At 52.5% G+C, this 25,754-nt stretch carries 19 protein-coding genes and 1 tRNA gene; 4 read left to right on the top strand and 16 right to left on the bottom strand.

The annotated features are described in order from the left end of the window. The first annotated feature begins 86 nt into the window (after positions 1-86). Entirely contained in the window at positions 87-488 is a 402-nt protein-coding gene (locus ACTJIK_RS11615; RefSeq protein ID WP_440646518.1) for a lysozyme inhibitor LprI family protein, read from the top strand. A 22-nt stretch (positions 489-510) separates the two neighbouring features. After that, on the top strand, positions 511-2,007 hold the full coding sequence (locus ACTJIK_RS11610; protein WP_440646517.1) for a phosphatase PAP2 family protein: 1,497 nt from the start codon (positions 511-513) through the stop codon (positions 2,005-2,007). A gap of 57 nt (positions 2,008-2,064) precedes the next feature. On the opposite strand, the gene ACTJIK_RS11605 is transcribed toward ACTJIK_RS11610, so the two are convergent. From ACTJIK_RS11605 to ACTJIK_RS11550, 12 genes are all read right to left on the bottom strand, one after another. Beyond that, the gene (locus ACTJIK_RS11605) at positions 2,065-3,105 is read right to left on the bottom strand and encodes an isoaspartyl peptidase/L-asparaginase family protein (protein ID WP_440646516.1); all 1,041 of its coding nucleotides are present in this window, start codon (positions 3,103-3,105) and stop codon (positions 2,065-2,067) included. 1 nt (position 3,106) lies between these two features. Then, a complete protein-coding gene (locus ACTJIK_RS11600; RefSeq protein WP_440646515.1) occupies positions 3,107-4,132 on the bottom strand; it encodes a cyanophycinase in 1,026 nt (341 codons plus the stop codon). A gap of 22 nt (positions 4,133-4,154) precedes the next feature. Continuing rightward, positions 4,155-5,567 (bottom strand): RagB/SusD family nutrient uptake outer membrane protein, encoded by a 1,413-nt coding sequence (locus tag ACTJIK_RS11595; RefSeq protein WP_440646514.1) that lies wholly within the window; start codon positions 5,565-5,567, stop codon positions 4,155-4,157. A gap of 11 nt (positions 5,568-5,578) precedes the next feature. Further along, positions 5,579-8,896: a SusC/RagA family TonB-linked outer membrane protein gene (locus ACTJIK_RS11590; RefSeq protein WP_440646513.1), complete on the bottom strand. Its 3,318-nt coding sequence runs from the start codon at positions 8,894-8,896 to the stop codon at positions 5,579-5,581. Positions 8,897-9,088: 192 nt separating this feature from the next. Further along, positions 9,089-10,156, bottom strand: coding sequence for a FecR family protein (locus ACTJIK_RS11585; protein ID WP_440646512.1), 1,068 nt, complete (start codon positions 10,154-10,156; stop codon positions 9,089-9,091). 76 nt (positions 10,157-10,232) lie between these two features. Next, a complete protein-coding gene (locus ACTJIK_RS11580) occupies positions 10,233-10,787 on the bottom strand; it encodes an RNA polymerase sigma factor (RefSeq protein ID WP_440646511.1) in 555 nt (184 codons plus the stop codon). Then, the gene (locus ACTJIK_RS11575; RefSeq protein ID WP_440646510.1) at positions 10,784-13,972 is read right to left on the bottom strand and encodes a S41 family peptidase; all 3,189 of its coding nucleotides are present in this window, start codon (positions 13,970-13,972) and stop codon (positions 10,784-10,786) included. Before ACTJIK_RS11575 ends, ACTJIK_RS11580 begins: the two co-directional genes overlap by 4 nt. 97 nt (positions 13,973-14,069) lie before the next feature. After that, complete coding sequence (locus ACTJIK_RS11570) at positions 14,070-14,663, bottom strand: hypothetical protein (RefSeq protein ID WP_440646509.1); 594 nt, start codon at positions 14,661-14,663, stop codon at positions 14,070-14,072. Between the two features lie 67 nt (positions 14,664-14,730). Beyond that, positions 14,731-15,309: a Crp/Fnr family transcriptional regulator gene (locus ACTJIK_RS11565; protein ID WP_440646508.1), complete on the bottom strand. Its 579-nt coding sequence runs from the start codon at positions 15,307-15,309 to the stop codon at positions 14,731-14,733. Positions 15,310-15,443: 134 nt separating this feature from the next. Continuing rightward, on the bottom strand, positions 15,444-17,804 hold the full coding sequence (locus ACTJIK_RS11560) for an ABC transporter permease (protein ID WP_440646507.1): 2,361 nt from the start codon (positions 17,802-17,804) through the stop codon (positions 15,444-15,446). Between the two features lie 157 nt (positions 17,805-17,961). After that, on the bottom strand, positions 17,962-18,576 hold the full coding sequence (locus ACTJIK_RS11555; RefSeq protein WP_440646506.1) for a hypothetical protein: 615 nt from the start codon (positions 18,574-18,576) through the stop codon (positions 17,962-17,964). A gap of 68 nt (positions 18,577-18,644) precedes the next feature. Further along, positions 18,645-20,165 (bottom strand): serine hydrolase, encoded by a 1,521-nt coding sequence (locus ACTJIK_RS11550; RefSeq protein ID WP_440646505.1) that lies wholly within the window; start codon positions 20,163-20,165, stop codon positions 18,645-18,647. Positions 20,166-20,388: 223 nt separating this feature from the next. Between ACTJIK_RS11550 and ACTJIK_RS11545 the strand changes: the two genes are divergently transcribed. Both ACTJIK_RS11545 and ACTJIK_RS11540 read left to right on the top strand, forming a co-directional pair. Next, positions 20,389-21,318, top strand: a complete 930-nt coding sequence (locus tag ACTJIK_RS11545; RefSeq protein WP_440646504.1) for a hypothetical protein — start codon at positions 20,389-20,391, stop codon at positions 21,316-21,318. 147 nt (positions 21,319-21,465) lie between these two features. Further along, positions 21,466-21,816 (top strand): co-chaperone GroES, encoded by a 351-nt coding sequence (locus ACTJIK_RS11540; protein ID WP_440646503.1) that lies wholly within the window; start codon positions 21,466-21,468, stop codon positions 21,814-21,816. A gap of 177 nt (positions 21,817-21,993) precedes the next feature. Here ACTJIK_RS11540 and ACTJIK_RS11535 read toward each other — a convergent pair. The 4 genes from ACTJIK_RS11535 to ACTJIK_RS11520 all read right to left on the bottom strand — a co-directional run bounded on the left by ACTJIK_RS11535 (position 21,994) and on the right by ACTJIK_RS11520 (position 25,738). Further along, a tRNA-Gln gene (locus ACTJIK_RS11535) sits at positions 21,994-22,064 on the bottom strand. Positions 22,065-22,139: 75 nt separating this feature from the next. After that, positions 22,140-23,171 (bottom strand): glycosyltransferase family 9 protein, encoded by a 1,032-nt coding sequence (locus tag ACTJIK_RS11530; RefSeq protein WP_440646502.1) that lies wholly within the window; start codon positions 23,169-23,171, stop codon positions 22,140-22,142. Further along, positions 23,155-23,760 (bottom strand): DUF4254 domain-containing protein, encoded by a 606-nt coding sequence (locus tag ACTJIK_RS11525; protein ID WP_440646501.1) that lies wholly within the window; start codon positions 23,758-23,760, stop codon positions 23,155-23,157. The genes ACTJIK_RS11530 and ACTJIK_RS11525 overlap by 17 nt, the downstream gene beginning before the upstream one ends. A gap of 553 nt (positions 23,761-24,313) precedes the next feature. Then, positions 24,314-25,738, bottom strand: coding sequence for an APC family permease (locus ACTJIK_RS11520; RefSeq protein WP_440646500.1), 1,425 nt, complete (start codon positions 25,736-25,738; stop codon positions 24,314-24,316). Positions 25,739-25,754 lie beyond the last annotated feature (16 nt).

Below are 25,754 nucleotides of genomic sequence, written 5' to 3'. Positions count from 1 at the left end.
ATGGAGCGGCCGGAATGAAGGATTGTTCCTTTTAATGGCACTCAACAATCCGCAGGTTTCATTGTTATTCCTGAAAAACCCGACATATGCTGTATATCAGAACCCTGTCAATGGCAACCCTGCTCCTCATCTCCATCCAGGTTTGTTCCGCACAGTCTCAGTACGACCTGAATGCCTCGGCTGATAAGGATCTGCAGAAAGCCGAAAAGGAATTAAATACCGTTTACCAGAAAATCCTCGTCCAGTACAAAGCAGATACTGCTTTTATCCGGAACCTTAAAGCTGCCCAGCGCATATGGCTGCAGCTGAGAAATGCGGATGTGGATGCACAGTTCCCACCTAACCCGCTGCAGGGAAGCGTAACACCCATGTGCCGGTCGAACGCCTGGACGGGCATTACCCTCGACCGCACCAAATACCTGAAACAATGGCTCGAAGGCACGGAAGAAGGTGATGTGTGCGCCGGTTCCATCAAGTATAAAGATTGATCCCCCATTAACTCTTCAACATATGATCATCCGCTCCAGCAAAAGACTATTCCTTATGAGCCTTGCCGCCGCTTCTGTATTATCTGCTTCCGCGCAGGAAATACAGGCAGACAGCGCTGCTCCGTTGCAGGGCTTCCATTTCCCTTTACAACAGGCGCCTGGTATATCTTCTTCCATCATACAACCGGCACAGGCAGGCCATTTCACCTTTCCTTCAAGGCTGATGGAAGAAGACAGCACCGCCCCGCAAGGCTTCTGGCAAAGCAAAGCGGTACGCATCTCCACTGTTCCCCTCATCCTCTTTGCCGGCAGCGCCCTTACCTGGGGCGAGCGCAAAAATATCAGGGAACTGCGCAACCGCTACATCCCCACCTTCCGTTACCATTTCGACGACTATATGCAGTATGTGCCCGCAGTGGCGGTTTTCGGGCTGAATGCGGCAGGCGTGAAGGGAAAACATACCTTGAAGCGCGCGTTCTTCTCCTACGCGTTTTCCGCGGTCATTATGGGCGTTACCGTCAACGCCATCAAGTATACAGCCAAAGTGGAAAGGCCTGATGGCTCGGAAGCCAACTCATTTCCTTCCGGCCATACCGCCAATTCATTTATGAACGCCACTTTCCTGCATAAAGAATATGGGCAGTACCGGCATCCGCTCTACAGTGTGGGCGGCTACGCCATGTCTACCGCCACGGCCATCGGGCGGCAGCTGAACAACCGGCACTGGGTGAGCGATGTGCTGGCTGGCGCAGGCATCGGTATTCTTTCCACAGAGCTGGGTTACCTCATTGCCGAAAAAGTATACAAGGATAAAGGTGAACGGCCTGTGTTGCATAAAGACCCCATCCCTGTAGACGGCAAGCCCAGCTTCCTCGAAATGCGCATGGGCTTTGCCACGGCCACCACCAAAGACCTCACTGGTAAAGTGAACGGCGTAAAAGCCAAGCAGGGCTTCAATCTCGGCGTGGAAGGCGCATGGTTCTTCCACCGGAATATCGGCGTGGGCGGGGAATTTGCCTTCACCAGCTTTCCCATCAACGACGACGGCCTCGTGATAGACGATCCTGATGTTACTGAAATAAGCGACGCCCATTACACCCAGCCCATGGGCATCCGTTACCTGCACCTGGGGCCGTTCTTCAGCGTACCGCTTCCGCAAAACTGGTTTATCACCGGCAAAGTGCTGGCAGGCTCTTCACTGGGGGCAGACGGAAATGTGGTGCTGATCCTGAACGAAACCTGGAAAGAGCTGCTGGAGATGAACGAATTCCCCTACCTGCGGTATAAGCCGGAAGCCACGTTCAGCTGGTCCGCAGGAGTAGGCATCCAGAAACGCATTGCGCGCAACCTGGGCATTAAAGCTTACGCAAACTACTTCGATTCAGACCATGACTTTGACATCGACATCGTGGATGATGTGGACGCCAACGGGAAATTCCTGTTCAAAAATATCGGGCAGGAAAAAGTGCGTTTTAACCATTTCGTGTTCGGGCTGGGGCTTACCGCATTCATCTGGTAGAAAAGGAAAAGCCGCTTCCCTTGCGGTAAAGCGGCTGGCCTTTATCCACGTTGCAGGTTAGTTCTTGTATATCAGTATCTCTATTTTTCCATCTTTCGTAACGGACCCGCGGTACATCCCTTCTGTATTGAAAGGCATCGCCATATTGCCGTTTTTGTCCAGCGCGATCAATCCGCCATCGCCGCCGAGGTCGCCTACTTTTTTGATCACGGCCTTGCCGGCTTCTTCCACCGAAAGCCCTTTGTAGTCCATCAGCGCGGAAAGATCGTGAGCCACCACATTGCGGATGTAGAATTCTCCCCAGCCGGTGCAGGAAACAGCCACAGTGTTGTTATTCGCATAAGTGCCCGCGCCGATGACCGGAGCATCGCCGATGCGGCCGTATTTTTTGTTGGTCATGCCGCCGGTGGAAGTGCCCGCCGCGAGGTTACCTTTTTTGTCCAGCGCCACGCAGCCCACAGTCCCGAATTTATTATCGATGTTCATAATACCCAGTTTAGTGGAACTGTGGTCCAGCTTTGTTTTCGCGGAATCTTCCGCCAGCGCCTTTTGCAGGCCCCGCCAGCGTTCTTCCGTCCTGAAATATGATGTATCCACTATTTCGATGCCTGCTTCCGCGGCGAATTGTTCAGCGCCGCGCCCGGCCATCATCACGTGCTCCGATTTTTCCATGACAGCCCTTGCCAGCGAGACCGGGTTTTTGATAGTACGCACACCCGCCACAGAACCGGCCGCCAGCGTGCTGCCGTCCATGATGGCGGCGTCCAGCTCATTACGGCCATCGTGCGTGAATACCGCGCCTTTACCGGCGTTGAACTGCGGATCGTCCTCCAATATGCGGATGGCGCCTTCCACTGCATCAAGGCTGGAGCCGCCGGCTTGTATCACTTCATAACCTTTTTTAAGCGCGGCTTCGAGGCCTGCTCGCACCAGCGCTTCCCTTTCGGGCGTCATGTTCTTTTTGAGAATGGTGCCCGCTCCGCCGTGTATCACCAGTACATAATTACCCGCTTTGCTTTCAGGGGCTTTTTGCATGCAGGCGCCCAGCAGTACGGCTAAGGCGGGGATGAATGCTATATGGAAATAATTTTTGCGCATATTATTTAGTTCTTTCTTTTAAGATACCGTTTTCCACCCACCAAAAATACCATTTCCCGCCTTGTGCTTTGGCAGGGTTAAAATCTGCGACAGAAAAATGACCGTTGCCGTTCTCCGTGCCCTGCAATTCGTATACGCTCACAGCTTCCCGGTTGCCTGACCATTCCACGGGTTTGCCCGGCGCACACTGCTCTGGCGTATGTTTGGCGCTGGTGGCCAGGAAGTAGGCTTTCCCTTCGCCGAACACCTGCGCATTTCCTTTGTCGTCTATACACACGGCAGTTCTTTCATCGGGCGCAATGCCTTTGGGAAACACTTTCCAGTCGGTGATAATGCGGGCCAGGAAAGCCATATGCCGCCCCTGCCGCTTGCGGGCCACGTAGTGCTGGTCGCTGATCACGTTGTGCAGGAATGGCGGTTGCAGGAAGTCGTTGTTATAAAGGGTCACGAGACTGTCGTACGGATTGAGCAGTGCTTTGGCGGTGGCGCTGCCGGTCTCGCCGCTGTAGTACATGCCGGTAAGCACGGCGCAACCCGCGCTGGTGCCGCCAACCGGCACTTTTTTCTCATTCAGCAGGTAATTGATGGCTTCAGCGGTTTTGGTGCCCCGCCAGAAGTTCATGTAGTTGGACTGGTCGCCGCCGGAAATAAAAAGCATTTCCGCGTTCCGGATCACCCTCGCTACTTCCGGGCTGTTGGCCAGCTCGCGGGAATCGATCAGCAGGGTTTCCACGGAGCTCACTTTGCCAAGACTGTCTATCGTATTGTTGTAGAGGTAATTGCTGGAAGCGCGTATCACCACTACATTCCCTCCCCCGCTCCTGTTGATCATCCACCTGAATGCGCCGGGCACATCGCCTCCGCCGCCCACCAGGGCCACGCCGCCGCGGGTTTTGGTCACCACGTCCGCCGTGTCGCCCGTAAAGCCCAGCGACGCTGTTCTTCCGCCCGCAAGCCGCGCCGGCCTTTGAGCCTGCGCATAAGCGGAGAGCCCTATTAAAATAACTGTCAGTAATCGTTGCATCATTTCAAAATATCGTTTAGCCGTCTCATTTATTCACGTAGCCGGGATTTTGTTTCATGTTAGGGTTGGCGCGCAGCTCGCTGTTGGGAATGGGGAATACGTATTCCGGGTCGTTGGGCGTGAGCAGCACCGCGCCGAGCGCATTCACAGCATCTTCAGGGTTCCGGGAAATATTCAGATTCCTTCTTCTCAGGTCAAAGTGCCGGTGGCCTTCGAATGCCAGTTCTTTAAATCGCTCGCTATACACCGCGGCAATGATGGCGGCTTTATCCGCAAAGGTCTGCGGCGTGTAACCGGCTATGCGTGCGGCACGCAGGCTGTTCAGATCATTTGCCGCGAGGCCGGGCTGATCTTTCTCCGCATATGCCTCCGCGCGGATCAGGTACATTTCGCCGGTGCGCAGCAGCTTGATGTCTACCAGGTTGCTGGCGGTATTGGCGGCAATATATTTCACCACGGCATTAGGCACATTGCCGGCAGCCAGGCGACCCGCGTCGATCCTGATGTAAGAGGAAAAACGGATGTCGTTGACCTTGTCGAAAAGGTTAGTGAGTTTGTAAGAGGCTGCATAATATAACCTCCTGCCGGCGGGATTGTCCAGGAAGCCCGCCTGTGTGTAGAAGTTACCGATCTCCTCATCGCCGGTCACGCGTTTGAGCTTCCAGAAAACTTCGGCGGTGCTGTTGTCTTTCCATATCTGCGGGAACTGTGCGCGGTTGGCCAGCGGCAGCGCATCGATCGCTTCGGTGGCGTAGGTGATCGCATTGTCCCAGTTCTTTTCGTACAATGCCGCACGCGCCTGCAATGCGGCCACCGCAGCTTTGTTGATCCTGGTACGGTCGTCGAAACCGGCGGGGATCATGCCTTTCGCGGCGGCAAGGTCCTGGTTGATCCTGCTCATGCTTGCAGCAAAGCTCAGCCTGGCGGGCTTGCCGATAAAGGAACTGTCCATATACGGCACGCCCAGGGCACCGGGTTCGTACTTCTCGGCAAAATTACGCACCAGCTCCAGGTGGCAATAAGCCCTCAGCGCCAGCAACTCGCCGCGGTACTGGGCAAGCGCTTCATGCTCCGAAGGTTTTACGGCCACACGGTAGGATGCGCTCAAAGCCCTGTTCAGCCGGTCGATGGCAATGTAATTGTCTTTCCATGCATCGTGCAGGAAGCTGCCGTCGTACTGCCAGCGGTGTGTGGCAAAGCCCGATCCGGTACTGTTTTCGGAGGGCAGCATGTTTTCGTCGGTAATGAGGGAAGTGTACCGGATGCTGGAATAATAGCTCAGCGCGGAATAAGCGCCGAGCAATCCCTGGTTCACATCCTCCACGTTCTGGTAGGCTCCTTCAGGATCAATGTAATCCGAAGGGCGGAGGTCCAGCTGCTTGTTGCAGGCTGAAGCGGCAATGGTTATGATGGATATATAAAGCAAATATTTTTTCATACTGCGCAAGATTAAAAGTTAACGTTTAAACCTACCACATAGGTGCGGGGAGTGGGATAGCTGAAGCGGGCGTATTCGTTGCCGTTCTCAGGGTCGAAGCCCCTCCATTTCGTCCAGGTGAACAGGTTCTGGCCTTGTACATAAATTGTTGCGCCTTTGATGATACGAAGGTTGTTCAGCACATGCTTCGGCAGGTTGTAACCGATGTTCGCATTGCGCAGGCGCAGGAACGACGCATCCTGTATGTCGCGCGAGGTGAAGTTGCGGTCTGCGCTGATGCGCGGCAGTATGGCATTGTCTCCCGGTTTTTTCCAGCGGTCGTACAGCAGCCGGGTGCTTTGGTTGCTGGTGATAAAGCTGGGGTTCTCGTTGAAATAATCTTCGTTGTTGTAACGCATCACTTTGGCGTTGAAGCTCAGCAGCGCGTTGGCATAAAAGTTCTTCCAGGTAATGCCGGTGTTGAAACCGCCGGTCAGTTCCGGAATGTAAGTACCGAACTCCGCCACGCTCATGGTAGCTGCATCGTAGTCGGTGGTGATCTTGCCCTCTATGTCATAATAAAGCGGGTCGCCGTTGGCCGGGTCCACGCCGGCCCATTTGGGCGCGTAGTGCGCGCCGAAGGGCAGGCCCACGCGGATGATACCGGTATACCCGTGCTCAAATTCATCCGCACCGCCAAGATCCAGCACTTTGTTTTTGTTGTAGGCCATGTTCAGGCCCACGGTCCAGGTGAGGTCCGCCCTGCGCACGATATCTCCCTGCAGGTCTATCTCCACGCCCCTGTTACGCATTTTGCCGGAACTGATGGGCAGTGTTTCGTCAGGCACGCCCGCTGTGAAAGACAGGCGCTGGTCGATGAACAGGTTGCTGGTGATGCGGTTGTAATATTCAGCGGTCAGGCGGATGCGGTTGCTGCTGGTAAGACCGATGTCGAAACCGATGTTCAGCTCTTTTGCATATTCCCAATCGTAATCCGCGTTGCCGGGCTGGTTAGGCACGATAGCCGGATTGCCGCCATAGGAGGCTCTTTCAAAGGTGGCGAGGTAGGCAAAATCATTCAGGAACTGGCTGGCTGTAGTACCATAGCTGGCCCTGAAACGCAGGACTGCAAGGAAGTCCGCATCGGCGAGGAATGCTTCGCGTTTGGCTTCCCAGCTTACCCCTGCGGAGTAAAAGCCGTGCCAGCGGTTATTTTCAGGCACCATGGAAGAGCCGTCGTGGCGGTAGCTTCCGTTGAAAGTGTATTTGTTGTTGTAGGTATACCGCAGCAGCCCGATGAAAGAAGCCGTAGCGTTGGAAGATTTGCCACCGCTCAGCAGGGGCGTATACGTACCGGGATCGCCCACGCCGGCGGGTGTCCGGGGAAGGCGCGGGTCCAGCCCGTAGCCGGTGTAGCCGAAGGAACGGAAGGTGTTCTTCAGGTATTCGAAGTAGCCGGATACTTCCACTTCATGTTTGCTGTTGAGCACATTGGTATAAGTAAGGCCCGAAGTGGAGATCACGGAAGTGCGGCGGGAAACGCCTTCGCCGTAGCTCCCAAGGTTGCCGTTGGATACCCTGCGGCCAGCGTAGGAATCAGGGTTGAACCAGTCTTCGGTGGTCAGGTCTTTATAATCGATACCCAGCCTGGTTTTGGCCACCAGCCCTTTGATGATCTCGTAATTGAGCGAAGTGCTCAGGATCATTTTCAGCTGGTTCTGCTTTTTGGAGGTGTTCAGCATTCTTTCGTAGGAATCGCTGCCCTCGCGGAGATCCAGCACAGGATAGTCCGCGCCGTCGCCGGTGGTCACCAGCTTGCCGTCCGGAGCATAGGGATATTCATAAGGCAGCGCGTAATACACGGCAGACAGCGGGTTGTTGGCCGCCGTGCTGCCTTCCTGCTGTATAAGGTTGCTTTTTGAATACCCTACGTTCGCGTTCAGGTTGGCGGAGAATTTGCCCGCGGTGAAGTCGAGATTGTTTTTTACTGTGTAACGTTTCATGTCAGAGACCCTTACAAGTCCCTGCTGGTCGAAGTAGTTAAGGGATGTATAGAACCTGATATTTTCATTGCCGCCGCTGGCGCTTACCTGCTGCTCCATGTATTTGCCGTTGCGCATGAAGAGGTCGCGCCAGTCGGTGTTCATTTGCAAAAGACTGTCCACGATGCGGTCGGCTTCCGTTTTTTCTGTCGAGCTGTAGCCACCGTAATCGGGGTTCAGCTTGGAATAGGTCCAGAAAGGGCCTGCTTCCGCGCCGGTCTCTACGCCGATGCCTTCTTCAAATTCTTTTCTTTCGGCGGAGTTCATCATATTGAAACGGGGCGTGGTAAGGGTGGACACGCCGTATTGCGAACGGTATTCCACGGCCACTTTCCCTGATTTTCCTTTTTTGGTGGTGATCACGATCACGCCGTTGGAACCGCGTGAACCGTAGAGCGCTTTAGCGGAAGCGTCTTTCAGTACGGTAACGGATTCAATGTCTCCCGGGTTGATGGCCTGGAAAGCGCCCGCTTCGATGGGCACGCCGTCCATCACATACAGCACGCTGGTATTGCCCGCGATGGTTCCGATGCCCCTGAGGGTAACATTGGCGCTGGTACCCGGCTGGCCGGACACTGCGTTTACCTGTAAGCCCGGCACGCGCCCCTGCAGCGCCTGTTCGAAAGTGGCTGCGGGCACTTCGTTGATCTTGTCCGCCCCGATAGTAGTGGCTGCTGAAACGGATTTGCTCCTGTTATAACCGGTATAGCCCGTTACCACCACTTCTCCCAGGCTGGTGGTGGAAGGTTGCAGCACAACATTGAATTCCGTGAGCTGCCCGATGGTCACCTGCTGTGAAACGAAACCCAGTAACGAGAATTCGAGGGTTTTTGCTGCGTCGCCCACGCTGATGGCAAACCTGCCGTCGCCGTCGGTTGCGGTGCCTGTGTTGGTACCTGTTACGCGAACGGCCACCCCCGGCAGCGGCTCGTTGGAAGCGCCGGTTACACGGCCCTTCACGATCCTGTCCGGCGCAACGGGCTGCCCTGCGGCGCGGATCACCACCAGGTTATCTTCCTTGATCACATAATCCAGCCCAAGGCCGGCAAAGGCACGGGATAATACCTGCGACAGCTCTGCATTCTGCACGGAAATGCTGACCCGCTGGCCTTCCGGCAGCGTGCCCGTGTGATATACAAAGCGGTAGCTGGTTTGTTTCTCTACCTGGTTGAGAACATTCCGGATGCTGCTTTTGTGCAGGTCAAGACTAATCCTGTCCTGCCCCGAGCCGGTAACGGCGTACACCTGGAAACCCAGTAGAAGCAATAGCGTAATTAGTTTCATAGCCAACAATAGCGGGAGTTTCATAACTTTGTTATGGTTTAGTGAGTGAATAGCCTTATACATTTTCTAACCGCCGGGAAGTGCGCCAACACTTCCCATTTTTTATTTTATAAATGATCCTGGTTGATTACGGCAACAAGCCTGATTGCGCCAACAATCCTGTTTGTTACCAGCTGGTATTTAATTGATTACCTGCGACAGTCTGATCCTGGTTGTTTATTTACTGATAACGATCCTAGTCTGTTCTACTTTAAAGCTGAAGGGATAAGATAACTGCAGGGCTTCCAGCGCCTTGATGACAGTTTCACTCTCGAATGTCCCGGAATAGCTGTATTTTTTTACTTCTTCGTCTGTAATGATGATGGGAATGCCGTACCACTGCTGCAAACGGCCCGCGATCTGCTCCAGCGTCTCATCCTGTATCTTAAGCCGGTTCCTTACCCAGGCGATCTCTTTGGCTTTATGGTCCACCGGGTCTACCGCGAGCGAGCGTACGGAAAAAGACGTATCCTTTTTGCCGCCCGACTGTATCACGAGCTTCTGGCTGGGCAGGAGAACTGTTTTGCGGGAAGGGTCCTCTTTGGATGTTACCTCCACCCTTCCCCTAAACAGTGCGGTTTCCGTATATGAGTTTTCAGGATAAGCGCTTACGTTAAAAACGGTGCCCAGCACTTCAATGCTGGCGTCTTTGGTGTGTACGATGAAAGGATGCGAAGGATCGGCCTTTACGTCAAAAAAGGCCTCGCCCGTAAGGGTAAGCACCCGGTTTGTTTTGCTGAAACCTTCGGCAAGGGAAATGGTGCTGTTGTGGCGCATGGTGAGTACAGAGCCGTCTGCCAGCATCAGCGTTTTACGCGGCTCGCTGCCGGATTGCACGGTGGCGGCCATAGGAGGCAATAAAGACTGATCCCCGCCGCCGCGGTAGCTGTTCCGGATAAAAAGCGCGCTTATCACCAGCAGCGCGGAAGCGGCAATGGCCATGCCTGCGTACAGCACCCGGCGTGGCCTGCGCACGGCTGCTTCGCGCTGGCCGAACTCTTCTTTGAGCAACATGGAGCGTTCCATGCCGTCTTTCAGCTCGCGCGCCTGCTCACGGAGATTGCCCTGCCTGCCATTCAGCATGGAAAATATCTTCCTGGCCTCGGCTATCTCGCCGGAAGCTTCAGGATGCTCCATGATCCAGCTTTCCCAGTGATCAATGGCGGACTGGTCCGTTCCGAGGCAGTATCGCTGGAATGATTCGTCGCAGACAAAATCTTCCGCATTACGGTAATGATCGCTCATTTACATGCACCTTTCCCTAACTGACGGCGGAAAATGCGGTTTTGCCCAAAAAATTCCCGGATTTTTTTCAGAAAGTTCATTTCAGCAGCCCGCGGAGCAGCTTGATGGCGGCATACATCGTGTTGTACACCGTTTTTACGCTCTGGGAGGTGTGACTGGCGATCTGTTGGTAGCTGTACCCTTCAAAGAACATGAGGTCTATCAGCTCTTTCTGCCGCGGGGTTAACTGCTGTAAGGCGTGGTACAGCTTGCGCTTCAGCTCTTCGTCCTGCTGCACCCGCACGATGATCTCCTCGTAAGGCAGCTCGCTGGCGGCCTCCTGCTGGCCCATCCTGTGGATGGCGGTTTCTATTTTGGCGTGATACTCCAGCTGGTCCACCAGCATGCGGCGCAGCGCGGTAAAAAGATAAGCCCTTACCTGTGTAACGGCATTCAGCCGGTGGCGCTTTTCCCAGATCTGTAAAAACAGCTGGGTAACGGAATCTTTGACCAGCTCGTCATTGGCCGTGATCTTCAACCCAAACCTGACGAGATGGAAATACGTATTGTTGTAGAGATCAAAAAAGGATTGTTTGTTGCCTTTCCTGATCCCTTCCCAGTAAACGATATTATTGTTTTCTTCCGCTGTCACGGGTTTGCGCTTGGTTCTTTCATCAGTGCCTGTATGGCGGCTTCCAGCTGCCGGTCGCGGCCGGCGGCCACTGTATCGAATGTGTTCATGACCTCAATATCAGGCTGTGTTTGTGAATTTTCAAGATACCGCCCTTCCAGGTCTTTGACGCCCAGTGTGGGCACGCTGAAATGTATGGAATTGTCGTGCAGCGTTTGCCCGGTCATCCAGGTGCAGCTGCCGGGAACGGGCATGCCCACCAGCTTGCCCATTTTCAGCACCTGGTAGTCGTGCACAAAACAATGCCCGTCGCTGTAGTTCGCCTCGCAGGCGAGCACTACGGAAGGTTTGGTCCAGCGGAAAGCGGGCTCGCTGTTTACGAGGAAGCGGTCTGTCGTGTTGTTCCGTATCTTTTTGCCGCTGAGGAACATGATCAGCTCTGAAGCGAGGTCGCCGCCGCGGTTGAAACGCGTGTCCACCACGATGCCTTTCCTTCCGGGAAAGCGACCCAGCACCTCTTCGTAAGTGCGGCGGTATGCGGCGTCGTTCATCCGGTAGAGATGCACATAACCCAGCTGGCCGTTGCTGAGGCTGTCCGTTTCCGCTTCGTTGCGCTTCACCCAGCGTTCATACAACAGGTCAAATTCCTTTCCGGGCGTTACGGGCTTTACCTGCACCTGCCTGCTGCGATTGCCCGAGCGGAGCGTGAGCAATACCTTTTTGCCCGCCTTCCTGTTCAGCCAGGCTGCAAAATCCTTTTTCGCATTCACGGTTTCCCCGTCCACTGCTTCAATCACCGTTCCCGGCGTTATTTCAAAAGCAGGATCATCCAGCGGGCCGCCCTGCATCACTTCGCGGATGGCCATACCCGGGCCTGCGTACGAAAGGTCGTAAAATACGCCGAGGGAGGCGGTCACATCCGCGTCTTTTCTTTCTTCGCTGAAGCCGGCGCCGGTATGGCTCACGTTCAGCTCGCCCAGCAATTCATTCAGCAGCTCCGCGAAATCGTAATTGTTATCGATGTGAGGCAGGAATCTTTCGTAATCCGTTTTCAGCGCATCCCAATCCACGCCATGCATGCCGGCGGTGTAGAAGGTCTCTTTCGTTCTGCGCCAAACGTGCTCAAACATTTCCTTGCGTTCTTCCGCAGTGTTCACGGTCATTTCGCCGGTAAAAGAAATGTTCTCTTTCTTCGCGGCAGCCGGATCGATGCGCAGCATTTTCCCGCCGGCCAGCAGGTAGCAGTATTTTTTCTCCTTGCCCCACTGCATGGAAGCGCTTTCGATGTTCAGCGGCAGGAGCAGTTTGGTTTCTTTTGTGCGCAGGTTGCAGCTCCAGAGGTCGTAATCCTTTTCAAACTTTGCCAGGTAATACAGCACTTCGCCGTCTTTACTCATCAGGGCGCTGCTCAGCAGCAACGGATGCGTGGTAAGCCGCGCTTTACGGAGCTCCAGCCCGGCCCAGTCTATGTCTGTTCCCTTTGCCTCGGCAGGTTTCGGCAAGCGGGCCTGCAGTTCTTTTTGCAAAGCGGCTTCGTCTTTACTGAGATTAAAACCATTCCACAGCTGGCGGTCGAAGAAGAGGGCGTACACATCGTTCTGCCGCGTGCTGCTGTTCGCATAGCTGTGCAGGCCGTTCCGGTCGGTTTGCCAGATCATCATCCTGCCGTTCATCGCCCATTGCGGGTTGGCGTCGCTGTAGCCGCTGCGGGTAAGGTTCAGCAGCTTCTCTTTGCCCGAAGACGCGATAATGCCCACTTCGTCATTCCCGCTTCCCTGTTCGTTATATTTCACGAGCAGCCAGCGGCTGTCCGGGCTCCACTCAAAATACTGGTCGTGGTCGCTGCGGCTGTAAAGCTGGTCCGGACCTATGATGGCGTGGGTTTGCCGGGTGGCGGCATGATAGATCTTCAGCGTCGTCCTGTCTTCTATGAATGCGATCATTTTCCCGTCGGGGGAAAACCTGGGCTGGTAGTTTTCATGATCGTTGCCGATCACCATGGTTTCTTTCAGCGATGTTGCATTGAAGAAAAAAAGCTCGTCACGGTTGGTCATTTCGCTCTGGTAAATATTCCAGCGGCCGTTGCGTTCTCCTGCATAGAGCAGCGCCTGCCCGTCCGGCGAAAAGCTAAGACCGGCTTCGGCTCCCGGCGTGCTGGTAATACGTTTCACCATATTACCTTCCGTGCTGCCGGCAAATACTTCGCCGCGCATGATAAACGCCACTTCTTTGCCGGAAGGCGATACCGCCATTTCGGTGATATCTGAAAAAGGGACGCGTTGCTCATCGTCGTTTTTGCCGGCTGCCGGTATGCTGACGGCCACTTTCACAGGATTCCCATCCCGTGTTTTCACATAGATCTCCCCGTTGAACCCGAAGCAAAGCGTGCCGTTGCCGGTGCTCAGGAAACGCACGGGATGTTTTTCCAGGAAAGTGACCTGCTGCGGCTCATTGTTTTCGCGGAGGGAACACCGGTAAACATTAAAGTTCCCGTTCTTCTCGCTGAGGTAAAAGATATCACCGCCTCCGGCCCACACGGGACTGCGGTCTTCGCCGGTGAATGTGCTGAGCTTACGGTGTGTTTTCAGCCGGCTGTCGTATATCCACACATCGCGCGCAATGGAAGAGGTTTGGTGTTTGCGCCAGATGTTCTCCCGCCCCTTCCGGTCGTGATATGCGATGAAGCGCCCGTCAGGACTCACTTTCGCATCTTCGGCGGGCGTGGTGAGCAATTGTGCGACGCGGCCGCCTGTTGCGGGCACCAGATAAAGTTCCTGTAAAGCGTCGGAAGGAAACTGCCGGTTATTGGGATCGTCCAGACGCACTGCGCCGAAGATCACACCTTTGTCTGTAAAGTCGTAGGGGAATTCGTCCGCGGAATGCCAGGTGAGGCGTTTGGCCTCACCGCCTGCGGAAGGCACCACGTACACGTCGAAGTTGCCGGACCTGTTGCCCGCAAAGGCGATGGAGGCCCCGTTGCGGCTCCACACCGGCATGCTGTTATTCGCCCCGTCCATGGTGAGTGGCGTGGCCGTTCCGCCGGCAGCGGGCACTTTGTAGAGGTTTCCCCGGTAGGTGAATGCAATGGTCTTACCGTCCGGCGAGATAGCCGGGTAACGCAGCCACAGCGGGCTGCCGGCTGCATCGGCCGCCATGCGGGAAAAGGTAAGGCACAGCAGCAGGAATGCTCTTTTCAGTGAGATCATCCCGAGAAAAATACGAAAGATTTGCTGAAATCAAATTTCACGGGGATGTGCGGCGCGATAGGCAGGACCGGATACGGAAGATCAGCTTCGAGTTGGTTTACCTGAAATCGAACTTCCAGCCGATGGCAAAACTGGGCGCGGCAAACACCTGCTTTAAACGAAAGGTTGAAGTATGGATCGTTTGCTCCTCTTCCCTGAAGAGGATAAAGTTCGCTGTGAGCTTGGGCATTATGTACAGGCCGCTTCTCTTCCATGGGTACCAGGTGTAACCGACGGAAGGAGAAACAAATCCATTGGTGTTGGCAATGCTTTGCCCGCTGGCAGATACTTTAAATTCCTCCATGCCCAACCCCAGTTCCGCGAAAAAACCTTCGCCATGTTCGGCAAGATGATAACGGGTCATCAGGCTAAACAGCCAGTTCAGCTGTATATCCAGGTTATCGTGGTTATTGCTGCTGAACACCCATTCTTTGGTCATGCCGGTAATGTCATGATTTGCACCGAAGATGCCGATGCTCAACCTTGTATTCCGCGGGTGGCAAAAGATCCCGAGGTCGTAACCGCCTTGAAGATAAGTAGTGATACGGGTTTCCAGGGCAAGACCGGGTTTACGGAACGCAGTGTCCTGCGCGGTGGCGGAGCAGGCCAGGCTGAACAGCATGGAGAGGAGAAAAATTTGTTTTGCCTTCATAATTAGCTGGTTATTTCTTCAAAACAACCAATAACCTCCCGGCAAAAAAATCACATTTGTTAAGAAATTACGCCTGCGGGTCATTTTTCTGCGCAGTGCGCAGGCGGCTCAGACTTTGCGGTTCAATACCCATGTAGGAAGCAAGATCGTACTGGCGCATCTTCCGGATATAATCGGGACGGTTCTGCATAATGTCCTGGTAATAAGACTTTGCATCCTTACCGATCAGGTCCGTTATTCTTTGCTGGCATTTCAGCAGGGTTTCGAAAATGAACTGCTGGTAGAAATGTTGTAATGGAGGATACGTTTTAAGTGCCGTATCAAAGTCAGTTTTGGATATTTCGTACACCAGCGAGGGCGCTGTGGCGCGGAGGAATTCAGGTGTGGCGGCCTGTTTGCTGAAGCTTTCAAGGCAGCCTATGAATTCATTTTCGAGCGCCAGGTGCCTGGTAACGATCCGGTCGTCTGCCTCCTGGCCGAGAATCACGCTGCCTTTTTCGATGAAGTACAATTTATGGGCAACCTCTCCCGGCCTTGACAGGTATTCATTTTTGTCGTACTGCTTTGCGCGGAACCAGGCGCAAATGATATCCAGGTCATTGTCCTGCAAGCCTGTTTTCCAGAAAGCTGATCTCAGGTTGTCCATAAGCGGTGGTGTTAGCTGGCAGACTAAGTTAACGAATTAACGCCAGATGAAGAACATGATGTTATGACCCGCCAAAACGAAAAAACCGCTCAAACTATTGTCTGTAGCGGTTTTTATATAGTTGTTATTACACCTTATTCTGCTCGGAGGCTGTTCACCGGGTTGGCCAGCGCGGCTTTTACAGCCTGGAAGCTAATGGTGATGCAGGTGATCAGCAACATGGCCCCGCCGGCCACCAGGAATGTACCGGCGCCGGGGGTGATGTGATACACAAACCCCTGCAGCCACTGGTTGGTAGCCCACCATGCCAGCGGGAAAGCGATGAGCACCGAAACAATCACCAGCTTGAGAAAATCGCGTGAGAGCATCATCACCACATTGCTGACGGATGCGCCTACTACCTTGCGCACCCCTATTTCTTTCTGCCTGCGCTGGGCGGTATAAGCCGCAAGCCCGAACAGGCCCAGGCAGGATATGAGGATAGCGAGCCCGGCAAAATACCGGGAAAGTACGCTGATCCTGTTTTCAGCGGCATACATACGCTGGTAAACTTCGTCGAGAAACTTGTAGTTGAATGAAAAGCCGGGATTGAAACCGGCATACAGTTTCTCCAGGCTGGCGATGGTCTCCTTTTCCTTACCTTCCTCCAGCTTGATGGCGGCCTGGTATGTCGCGCCCGGGTTCAGCCGGAAGAATAAGGGTTTTACTTCCTCATGCAACGATTCAAAATGAAAATCCTTTACGACACCAATGATCTGCCGTGTTTCGCCCCATAGCTGCACCGTTTTCCCCAACGGCTCTTTGAGGCCCATGTATTTGATGCCCGCTTCGTTAAAAATGATCGCATTGCTGTCCGCACCGAAATCTTTTGAAAATGCCCTTCCCTCCTTCAATTCAAATTTCATGGTTTCCAGCATGCCGTAGGAAACTGCTACGTTCTCAAATTCGGTCCTGTCTTCCGGATCCCTGCCGGGCCATTTCAGCCCGGAAGTGCCGCTATTGTGGCCTGCCATGTCGTGCGCAATAAATGTGGCATTCACTACGCCGGGAACTTTCCGCACCTGCTCCATGAATGCTTCGAGATGATCTCCGGAGGAGAGCTTCCCTTCCCGCCATATAGTGATCACATTATCTTTCTTATACCCCAGGTTTTTATTTTGAACGAACTTTATTTGTTTATAAACCACCAGTACGGATACTACCAGCACCGCCGAGATCGTGAATTGAAAAACGACCAGGCCCTTGCGTATCCACAGCTCTCCTATAGAGTTGGCCAGCCTGCCTTTCAGTACAGTAACGGGTTTGAACCCGGAAAGGTACAGCGCGGGATAACTACCCGCCAGCAGTCCCGTAAACAGGGCGATCAGCAGGAAAGAAACCGCAGGTTTCCAGCCAAATGTAAGGACCAGCTGCTTGCCCGTTATAGTATTGAAGGACGGCAGCAACAAGGCCACCACGAGCAGCGCAATGGCAAGCGCTATGCAGCTGAGCAGCACAGATTCGCCCATGTATTGCAATACCAGCGAACCACGGCTGGCGCCGGCCACTTTTTTGATGCCGATCTCCTTCATTCTTTTTGCAGCCTTGGCCGTTGAGAGATTCATGAAATTGATGCAGGCGATGATCAGGATAGCAATGCCGATAATGATGAACAGCCTTACATAGGAGATGCGCCCGCCGGTAACCAGGCCGTTCTCGTAAGAGCCGAACAGGTAATTTTCAGAATAACGCTGGATAAAAGGCGTACGGTGAGTGGTTTCGCCATTTGTTTTGGCGGTTACAAAACCCGCCAGCTTCCGGTTGAACGCATCCACGTCCGTTCCTTCCCTCAGCAGGATGCGTGTATTCACACCGGTATTTCCCCAGCTTTTGATCCAATTGTATTTAGCGAACTGCCCTTCTATCGGCAGCACAAAATCGAACTGCTCTGTAGCATTGGCCGACGGGGATTTAAATACGCCGCTTACCGTAAGCTGCTCTTCATGTTCCAGCTCTACCGTTTTCCCGATGATATCAGTGGAATTGAATAATTTCATCGCCAGCGGCTCGGACAGTACGATGGAGCTGTTATCGGCCAATGCCTGGCCACGGTTTCCCTGTATCAGCGTGTAGGAAAAAATATGGAAGAAATCCTTCCCGGAAAATTTCCCTTCGCTCCTGATATTTTTGTCTCCCACGCTAATGGTAAATCTCCGCTCAGGTATTTCCGCAACGGCATACATCACTTCCGGGAATTCCGCTTTCATGGCGGCGGCCATGGGTCCTGAAGTAGTAGGCGAAGTCCAGATGCTGCCTGTTCTGATGCGGTTCTCCATGACGCGGAATACCTGGCTGTCTTTTTCATTGAACTTGTCCACCTGCCATTCGTCCGTTACCCACAGGTAAATGAACAAGGCACATGCAAGACCGGTGGAAAGCCCCACCAGGTTTAAAAATGAAGATTGACGGTCTTTTTTAAGACTGCGCCAGGCCAGCTTGAAGTAATTTTTAAACATACGCGGGAAGATATGTTGTTCCCTTTGCGAATAGGATACCAGTCCCACGAGAAATTACAAAGCAGCAGGAAATAAATTAAATTTAAATAAAATATGTCCATTTTCAATACAGGCGCTGTCCGGAACTGAACATTTATGCGGGACCGGTAAATGCCGATTATAGAAATTTCAACTCCACTAAAAAGTAATGAGGAATTTGGTATTTTTCATAAAGCTGTTCAGGATCAACACCTGATTGGGATACCTCGCAATACGTCGTGCTTTTATCCGGCCTGACATAAGGCGTCATATAGGCCAGGATATAAGTGTTGCTGCTGAGATCAATGGACTTTTCAGTTTGCTGCGGAGGAAAAAAACTTTTCAATGAGAATTGTTCGCGCTCATCGGGTAATACCTTGTATTTCCTGCTGGATGAAAAACCATTAAACTGGAAGTGTATTTTAAACTCATTGCTTTCGGACATTTTCGTGAGTACCGCAAACGACAGGCTATCGGTCTTTATTCTGAAGTACGCATCCTCTCTTGAGTTAAATGCGGTATCCTTCCTGGATAGTTGTCCGTTAGTGAATTCTTTGATCAGTATCTGAAAGTCCTTCCCTTTCAGGCCGGCCGATTTGATATTGAATTTCTCATAACTAATGCCTTCAAAATATAGGATCGTTTGCAATTCCTGGGCGGTTGCCCCTGTTTCTACACTCATGACGGCCCTGGATTGTGCAAAGGATAAAAAACTGCTTGCGGCCAGTATTAAAGTCAGAAGGGATATTTTCATGCAATTGAGATTTTTAAAGTTAAGCATAGGGAACGTACTACAATATAATACGAAAGGAGGGCATTAGACTACCGACTGGTTAGTTTCTCAATATTACGCTTCGCCATTTCATTGCCCGGATTTAAACCGAGCGATTTTTTGTACATCGAAATGGCTTCCGCATGCAACTCCGCCGCCATCAGCGCCTCTGCATAGCTGTCATACACATTGGCGCTTCCCGGGAACAGCAGCGTGTTCATCCTGAAAACCTCCAGCGCTAATTCCACATGGTTCCCGAACCCGGACTTCAACAGCAGCTGGTAACCCAGTTCATTCATTTCATGCTCATAAAAATACCATCCCGGATCTGTTTTCAGCTCGTTGAACCTGCAGGCCGCCTGATGCGCTCCTTTCTGTACAAGCGTTACCCCATATTCCCTCACCAGGGATCTTTGCAGCGGAACCGCGGATGGTTTCTTCCTGTCCAGCACATTCGAAATAGCGAGGAACCGGCGGAAGAAATCGGGAACGTTCCTGTTTTCATACATGATATAAGTGATGCCGTCCGTCCGGTTTTCAAAAAGCATAGTGGTCAGGCCAACGAGGCTGCCATCGTGCCAAACGGCAAACTGGCCCGCAGCGTTCTTTTCATTGACGTTCCAGCCAAGCGTATAAGTTTTTGATCCGCCGGTGAAAAAAGGTTTCCCGTTTGCCAGCTTTACCGGTTGATACATTTGTTTTACCAGCTCCGGAGGCAGCAGCTTCCCGCTGTTCAGGGCATTGTCGAACAATACCATGTCCTGCAAGGTTGAGATCACATTATTATCCCCTTGCGTGCCGCCCAGCGCGTAGTCTGTATAGATCTTCCGGTTGGTGATGGAGTCCGCGTGATGAAACACCGTATCATAAAAAGTTGGCAGGAAGTAACGTGCAGTATTAGGGCTGATGCGGCTGCGGACATAGGTATTCTTCATTCCTGCTTTCCTGAAAACATTTCGCTGCATATAATGATCAAACGGCATCCCGGCAACTTTTTCCACCAGTATCGCGAGCAGTATAAAATTAAGATTGTTATAAAAGTGCTTCTCTCCTGCAGCGGCCAGTACCGGAGGTTTCAGCGCTACCAGGTCTTCATGGATCTTGCGGTTCGAAAGTATTTCGGCAGGATGCGCCGTAATGTATGGCTTTTCAAACTGGCCGGCCTCCGGAAGGCCCGATGTATGCGAAAGCAGCTGTTCAATGGTGACCACAGGATAAGGGAAGTCCGGTAAATACTGCACGAGCGCATCACGCAGCTTCAGCTTGTTTTTGTGGACCAGCTGAAGCACTGCTATCGCGGTGAACGGCTTGGACACGGAGGCGAGGTTGAAGCGGGTCGTATCCGTATTGAGTACGCCGGTTTCGAAGTTGGCATAACCCGCGGAGCGTTGGTATACAACATTGCCTTTTTGTATGATGGCAATACCGCCGTTGAAAATACCGTGATGGTGCCAGGTGTTGATCATACTGTCTATCTGTGCGCGTTTGTGGGCCGGGAAAAGGGATTGGGTTTGCGGCCGGCAGGGTAAGGACAGTATTAGCAGCAGGGTAACTGGAATGACATTTTTCATTTTTATAGAGATATAAATTTCAGAAAATGTGCTTGCGACTATTAAGATAACCAGAACGGTGGCGCAGGAGATGGAAATGGGATGAAACAGGCTGAAGACGGGACGAACTGACGGCCTTTGATTTAAATCCGGGAAAATAAAACCTGCCGACACTTTCTACTGAACAAAATATAACCGAAGATTGTAGAACAAACTATTGCGGATACATGTAAACAATACAACCATGCCATACCAACACAAGTTGATCAGGAAGGCGATCAAACATTATAAATACGATGAACCGGCTGATGTGAAGGAAGCTGCGGTGGAATATTTTGACGACTACCAGTTCAGCTATAAAAACTACAAAAAGAACAAATACGATTTCAGCCGGTTCTCCGGTACCCTCCTCGGGCTGCCGGAAGCCACGCACAGCGCCGCCAAAAAGATGCTGTGGCAGGGGAATGATCAATGCTGGAAATATTTTGAACGTACCGCCTTATTCTGGACGGTATCCGATTTCAACGACGAGTGGCTGGACCATCTGAAGAACGCTTATGAATACGCTTTGTATGTAGAGCGGAATGACCTGCTGGAGCAGCTTATTCAAAAGACCCTGGATTACCTGGCCCTTGATGTGTATAAAACAAGCAAGGAGCATAAGAAGCAGCCTGTTTATCCCAGTACCTATCTCGTCCATTTCCTCGTGGGAAAATGGCTGGGAACTAATCCGGCGCTCGAACAGGTGCTTGCGTTTGGAAAAGGTTACGGCATCTACCAGCCTCTGATCGATAACTGGAATGATTATACGAAACTGGAAAAGGAATACTGGAACGAGTTGTGTGAATATCACCTGAACCAGCTTTCGCTTTTAAAGCCCGATAAACGGGATTACGAGGAATTCATTGGCGTTGGCCTTGTACCTATGGAGCTGATCAACCTGTTCAAGGTCAGGAAGAAGCTGGAGCTGGATGTTCCGGAAATTGACCATGAACTTTTCAAAACGCCGATGGCCGCATACCCGGTAATACCCACCGGCTACAACGAGCAGTATGATCTCATTTACCAGATTGCGAAAAGAACGGCTGAAACCCGGAACCAGTATACCTATGAAGAAATAGCGGATTACGTTAAACAGACGTATGGGGCGGAGGATAAGGACTTATTCCCCTGATGAGCTGCACGGAGGCCCACAAAGTGCATAAGAGGCAAAATTCTGCCAGAATGGCACGGCCGTTTTGATCTGCACGTTATTTGGTATATCCTTATTTTAAAAAGAAGGAAGGGAAAAATGTCTATTCATCTTACATCTGATAACAAGTTGAAAAAGCTCATCGTAGTGGGCGACCGTGTGCTGGTCAAGACCCTACAGCCCAATGAACGGACGGAAAGCGGCCTGTATCTGCCTCCGGGCATCCAGGAAAAGGAAAAGGTACAGCAGGGCTACGTGATCAAGACCGGGCCCGGTTATGCCATTCCCTCGGCCGCGGAAGAAGGCGAGTCCTGGAAGCCGGAAGAGGATAAAGTAAAATATATTCCTTTACAGGCCCGCGAAGGAGACCTGGCCATCTTCCTGCTGAATGCATCCACGGAAGTGGTGTACCAGGGAGAGAAATATTTCATCGTGCCGCAAAGCGCCATCCTGATGCTGGAAAGAGAAGAAGAGCTTTAGTGATTGAATACTTTGAATTTGGAGAAGCCCGCCTGGTGAGCGGGCTTTTTTTATACTTTACGCGAATACTTTTTTAGTGCAGGGGGAAAAGAAAAAACCGCTACAATCAATAACTGCAGCGGTTTTTAAGAATTTTCCGGTCCTTTGCTCTTTGAAAGCCGGTGAAGAACCGTTTCGTTGCCCGACCTGGATTCGAACCAAGACAAACAGAACCAAAATCTGTCGTACTACCATTATACTATCGGGCAATCGTTCGTTGGGATTGCAAAAGTAGACTTTTTTCCATTTCTTCCAAAAAAGTTGGCATTTTTTTCCGGGAAACATTACCTAAGTGCCCGCTCAGCCAACGTTTTACGCACTTTTTCGACGATCAGCTCCGGCGCCAGCTGCTGCATGCAGGCATGGTCGCCGCGGAAGCAGGGCTTGTTCCCGAAAACGGAACAGGGGCGGCAATACAGGTCTATCTGCACCGCGTTCTCCTCCTTCTGCCCGAAACCCATAAACCCCGCATAAGGATGCGTGGCGCCCCATACGGACACCACCGGCACGCCGAACAACGACGCCAGGTGCATGTTCGCGGAATCCATGCTCACCATCAGCGACAGGCCGCTGATAATACGGAGCTCTTCGTTCAGGCTGTATTTCCCGGCCACGACTGTCAGCCGCGTATCGCCCGCAGCCAGCGTTTCCAGCTTCGTCACTTCTTCTTTCCCGCCGCCGAACAGCAGAATTTCCACGTCTTCCTCACGCAGTATCTGCCCGATGACCTGCTGCATTTTTTCGAGCGGATATGTCTTTTCAAGGTAAGTGGCGAAAGGCGCGATGCCGATCTGTTTTTTGCCTGCAACAGGTTGCTGCGGCAGCGTTCCTGGCAGTGCCGGGTCGAAGGTATATCCCAAACCGGCGAACACGTCGCGGTAGCGGTCTATGGTGGTTTTCAGCGGTTTGAATGCTTTATTTTCCTTCCGCGTTAGCGCTTTTTTACCGGCCCTTCCTTTGTCGATGGCCGACACGCGGATGCCGGACAGCTTGTAGAACGTTCGCACGATGCGCGAGCGCAGCACATGGTGCAGATCGGCCACGGCGCTGATGCCGGGGTGTGCCTTGCGGATAGCCCTGAACAGGCGGTACAGGCCTTTCAGGCCTTTGTGCGCTCCTTTCAGGTCGGCGGGGAAAAATACGAGGCGAGGAATGCCTTCGCACAGCGCGCCCCAGCTCTTGTTCGTTACGAACACGATGACCAGCTCCGGATGCGCGTCCAGCAACTGTTTCATAACGGGAATGGTCATGGCCACGTCGCCCATGGCGGAAAAACGGATGGCCAGGATCGTGTTCTTATCAGGGCTTTTGGCCATACAGCACAGGGTTAAGCGAAGGATCGTTGTACATCTTCATCTGCTTGTACACTTTCATGTATTTGCGGCCCCTGCCAATGTCTTCCAGCAGCGCTTCAATAGCAGTAGCAAGGTCGCGCTGCTGCTCCAGGAGGATGTCCAGCTTTTTACGGCAGGCTTCGCGGTGAGCCTCCGTAGCATCGGCTCTGGTGGCTTCTTCACGCATATGCCAGATCTTGAGGCCCAGGATCGAAAGCCGATCTATGGCCCAGGCCGGACTTTCCGTATTGATGGAAGCGTCCGGAACGGGGATCACATTTTTGTATTTATCTAAAAAATAACTGTCGATATACTCTACGAGGTCCGTCCTTTCCTGGTTGCTGCGGTCTATCCAGCGCTTCATCTCCAGCGCCCTCACCGGGTCGATGCCAGGGTCGCGGATCACGTCTTCCAGGTGCCACTGCACCGTATCGATCCAGTTTTTGGCATATAAAAGATGTTCTATCGTGGTCTTTTCAAAAGGATTTTCAACCACACGGTGAATATCATCGTGAACGTGATAATCCCGTATGCTCTGGTCAAATGTGCTGATACAAAGTGCGGTAAACATGCAGCAAATGTAAACTGGAATTTTGAAAATCCCGCATCAGGCGCCGCGGGTTCAGGGCAAAAAAAAGGCACACTGTAGAAACAGGTGCCGGGCATAAAATCATGTGAATGTTCGAGAATGCAATTGTGTAGGCTTTCAATGGTTCTCTAAAGAGGGCTTTTGAAAATCATTAAAATTGCTAAATTCTTCATACTCATGCATGTTATTAGCATGTTGGAGACGCCCGCAACATGGCTAACAACTATGCATGGATCAATAAAAATGTGTCTGGAAAATCAAATGGTGGAGATTTTCCGTGTCTTTCTGGTTATATCTTCTCTACAGGTATTGTTCGGGTTATTTAGTAATCACTGTTGACATCTGTGTTAGCATAAATTGGCATTAACATATCGCTGTCTTAAGGCTTACCCCGAAATTACGAGGAACGGCTGTAATATTTCCGCAGTGGGAAAAATTAAGTGTTGTTACATCTAAATTGTTGTAAACCGGAAAGTTGCGCCATAAAAAAGGGCGCGCCACTTTCGCAGCGCGCCCTTTTCCCGCAGTGAAACGGCTATTTCAGTTCTTTTTTGGCGAAGAAGTATAAAGGAATACCCAGCAGGATGATACCCAGGCCGGGAATGGCATATCTCGGCTCATAAATGAGCAGCAGTATGGCCAGGCTCAGCGCCACCAGCATGTAAATGGCCGGCAGCACCGGGTAACCGAAGGCTTTGTAACTGCGTGGCACGTCAGGCCGGGTTTTGCGGAGGATGAAGATGCCCAGGATCGTGATCACATAAAACACGAGCACCCCGAAGATCACCATCGCCAGCAGGTCGCCATACTTGCCGCTGAGGCAGAGCAGGCTGGCCCAGATAACTTGTATCCAGAGGCCATAACCGGGCACGTCAAAGCGGTTCAGCTCGCCCGCTTTGCGGAAGAACAGGCCGTCTTTGGCCATGGTATAGTAGATCCTCGCCCCGGAAAGGATCAGGCCGTTATTGCAGCCGAAAGTAGAAATAATGATCATGATCGCGATCGTATAAGCGCCAATGCCCGCCCCGAAGATGTTTTCCGCGGCGGCAACGCCCACCCTGTCCTGCTCGGCAAACGCGATCTCGTTGAACGGCAGCACGGCCAGGTACATGAGATTGGCGGATACGTAGATGATGGTCACGATAAATGTGCCCAGGAACAAAGCCCTGCCGATATTCTTCTGCGGGTTCTTGATCTCCCCTGCAATGAAGGTCACGTTGTTCCAGGCGTCGCTGGAAAATAAAGTTCCTTTCATGGAAACGGCAATGGCGCCCATGAAGGCCATGCTGGTGAGCGCGGTGGTCACCACCTGGCCGTCCACCAGGCTGAGGCTGGCGTTGTTCCAGGCATTTTCCCAGTTGGCGTTCCATATCTCGGCTTTAGCGCCGAGAATAAGGCCGAATACGATCAGACCGAAGAGGGAAAAGAGCTTGGTGAAGGTGAACACCGTCTGGATGATCTTCCCGTTCTTAACGCCCCGCGTATTGATGTAGGTTAGCAGCACGATGGAAGCAATAGCCACCAGCTGGGCCATATTCACGGAGAAGCCGCCCAGCGACCATAATACGTTCTTTTCGCCCAAAGCCGGCTCCAGGTAACCCAGGTACTTGGCAAAGGCCATAGCCACCGCCGCAATGGTACCGGTCTGGATCACGCCGAACTGCGTCCAGCCGAAAAGGAAAGCAATAAAAGGGTTGTAGGCTTCGCGGAGGTACACGTACTGGCCGCCCGCTTTGGGAAACATGCCGGACAATTCGCCATAGCTCAGGGCCGCGATCAGGGTTACCACCCCGGCCAGCACCCACATGGCCATCATCCAGCCTGCGGAGCCCACGGAGCGGGCCACTTCAGCCGATACAATAAAAATACCGGAACCTATCATGGAACCGGCAACTATCATGGTGGCGTCCACCAGACTGAGACTTGGTTTAAAAGAGTTTTCCTGGTTGATTGCTGACATAAAGGTTGATGAATGG

The sequence above is a fragment of the Chitinophaga sp. 22620 genome (genome assembly GCF_052044405.1).
In the GTDB taxonomy this organism is placed as follows: domain Bacteria; phylum Bacteroidota; class Bacteroidia; order Chitinophagales; family Chitinophagaceae; genus Chitinophaga.
Note: the sequence above shows the minus strand (reverse complement) of the source record. Positions and strands in the feature narration are given on the sequence as shown.

Bases quoted from the DNA above. Each gene is read 5' to 3' on its own strand.
- ACTJIK_RS11520 (WP_440646500.1), bottom strand. From the start codon at position 25,738: ATGTCAGCAATCAACCAGGAAAACTCTTTTAAACCAAGTCTCAGTCTG.
- ACTJIK_RS11525 (WP_440646501.1), bottom strand. From the start codon at position 23,760: ATGTTTACCGCACTTTGTATCAGCACATTTGACCAGAGCATACGGGAT.
- ACTJIK_RS11550 (WP_440646505.1), bottom strand. From the start codon at position 20,165: ATGAAAAATGTCATTCCAGTTACCCTGCTGCTAATACTGTCCTTACCC.
- ACTJIK_RS11590 (WP_440646513.1), bottom strand. From the start codon at position 8,896: ATGAAACTCCCGCTATTGTTGGCTATGAAACTAATTACGCTATTGCTT.
- ACTJIK_RS11605 (WP_440646516.1), bottom strand. From the start codon at position 3,105: ATGCGCAAAAATTATTTCCATATAGCATTCATCCCCGCCTTAGCCGTA.
- ACTJIK_RS11560 (WP_440646507.1), bottom strand. From the start codon at position 17,804: ATGTTTAAAAATTACTTCAAGCTGGCCTGGCGCAGTCTTAAAAAAGAC.
- ACTJIK_RS11615 (WP_440646518.1), top strand. From the start codon at position 87: ATGCTGTATATCAGAACCCTGTCAATGGCAACCCTGCTCCTCATCTCC.
- ACTJIK_RS11585 (WP_440646512.1), bottom strand. From the start codon at position 10,156: ATGAGCGATCATTACCGTAATGCGGAAGATTTTGTCTGCGACGAATCA.
- ACTJIK_RS11570 (WP_440646509.1), bottom strand. From the start codon at position 14,663: ATGAAGGCAAAACAAATTTTTCTCCTCTCCATGCTGTTCAGCCTGGCC.
- ACTJIK_RS11595 (WP_440646514.1), bottom strand. From the start codon at position 5,567: ATGAAAAAATATTTGCTTTATATATCCATCATAACCATTGCCGCTTCA.
- ACTJIK_RS11610 (WP_440646517.1), top strand. From the start codon at position 511: ATGATCATCCGCTCCAGCAAAAGACTATTCCTTATGAGCCTTGCCGCC.
- ACTJIK_RS11575 (WP_440646510.1), bottom strand. From the start codon at position 13,972: ATGATCTCACTGAAAAGAGCATTCCTGCTGCTGTGCCTTACCTTTTCC.
- ACTJIK_RS11555 (WP_440646506.1), bottom strand. From the start codon at position 18,576: ATGAAAATATCCCTTCTGACTTTAATACTGGCCGCAAGCAGTTTTTTA.
- ACTJIK_RS11545 (WP_440646504.1), top strand. From the start codon at position 20,389: ATGCCATACCAACACAAGTTGATCAGGAAGGCGATCAAACATTATAAA.
- ACTJIK_RS11565 (WP_440646508.1), bottom strand. From the start codon at position 15,309: ATGGACAACCTGAGATCAGCTTTCTGGAAAACAGGCTTGCAGGACAAT.
- ACTJIK_RS11530 (WP_440646502.1), bottom strand. From the start codon at position 23,171: ATGGCCAAAAGCCCTGATAAGAACACGATCCTGGCCATCCGTTTTTCC.
- ACTJIK_RS11600 (WP_440646515.1), bottom strand. From the start codon at position 4,132: ATGATGCAACGATTACTGACAGTTATTTTAATAGGGCTCTCCGCTTAT.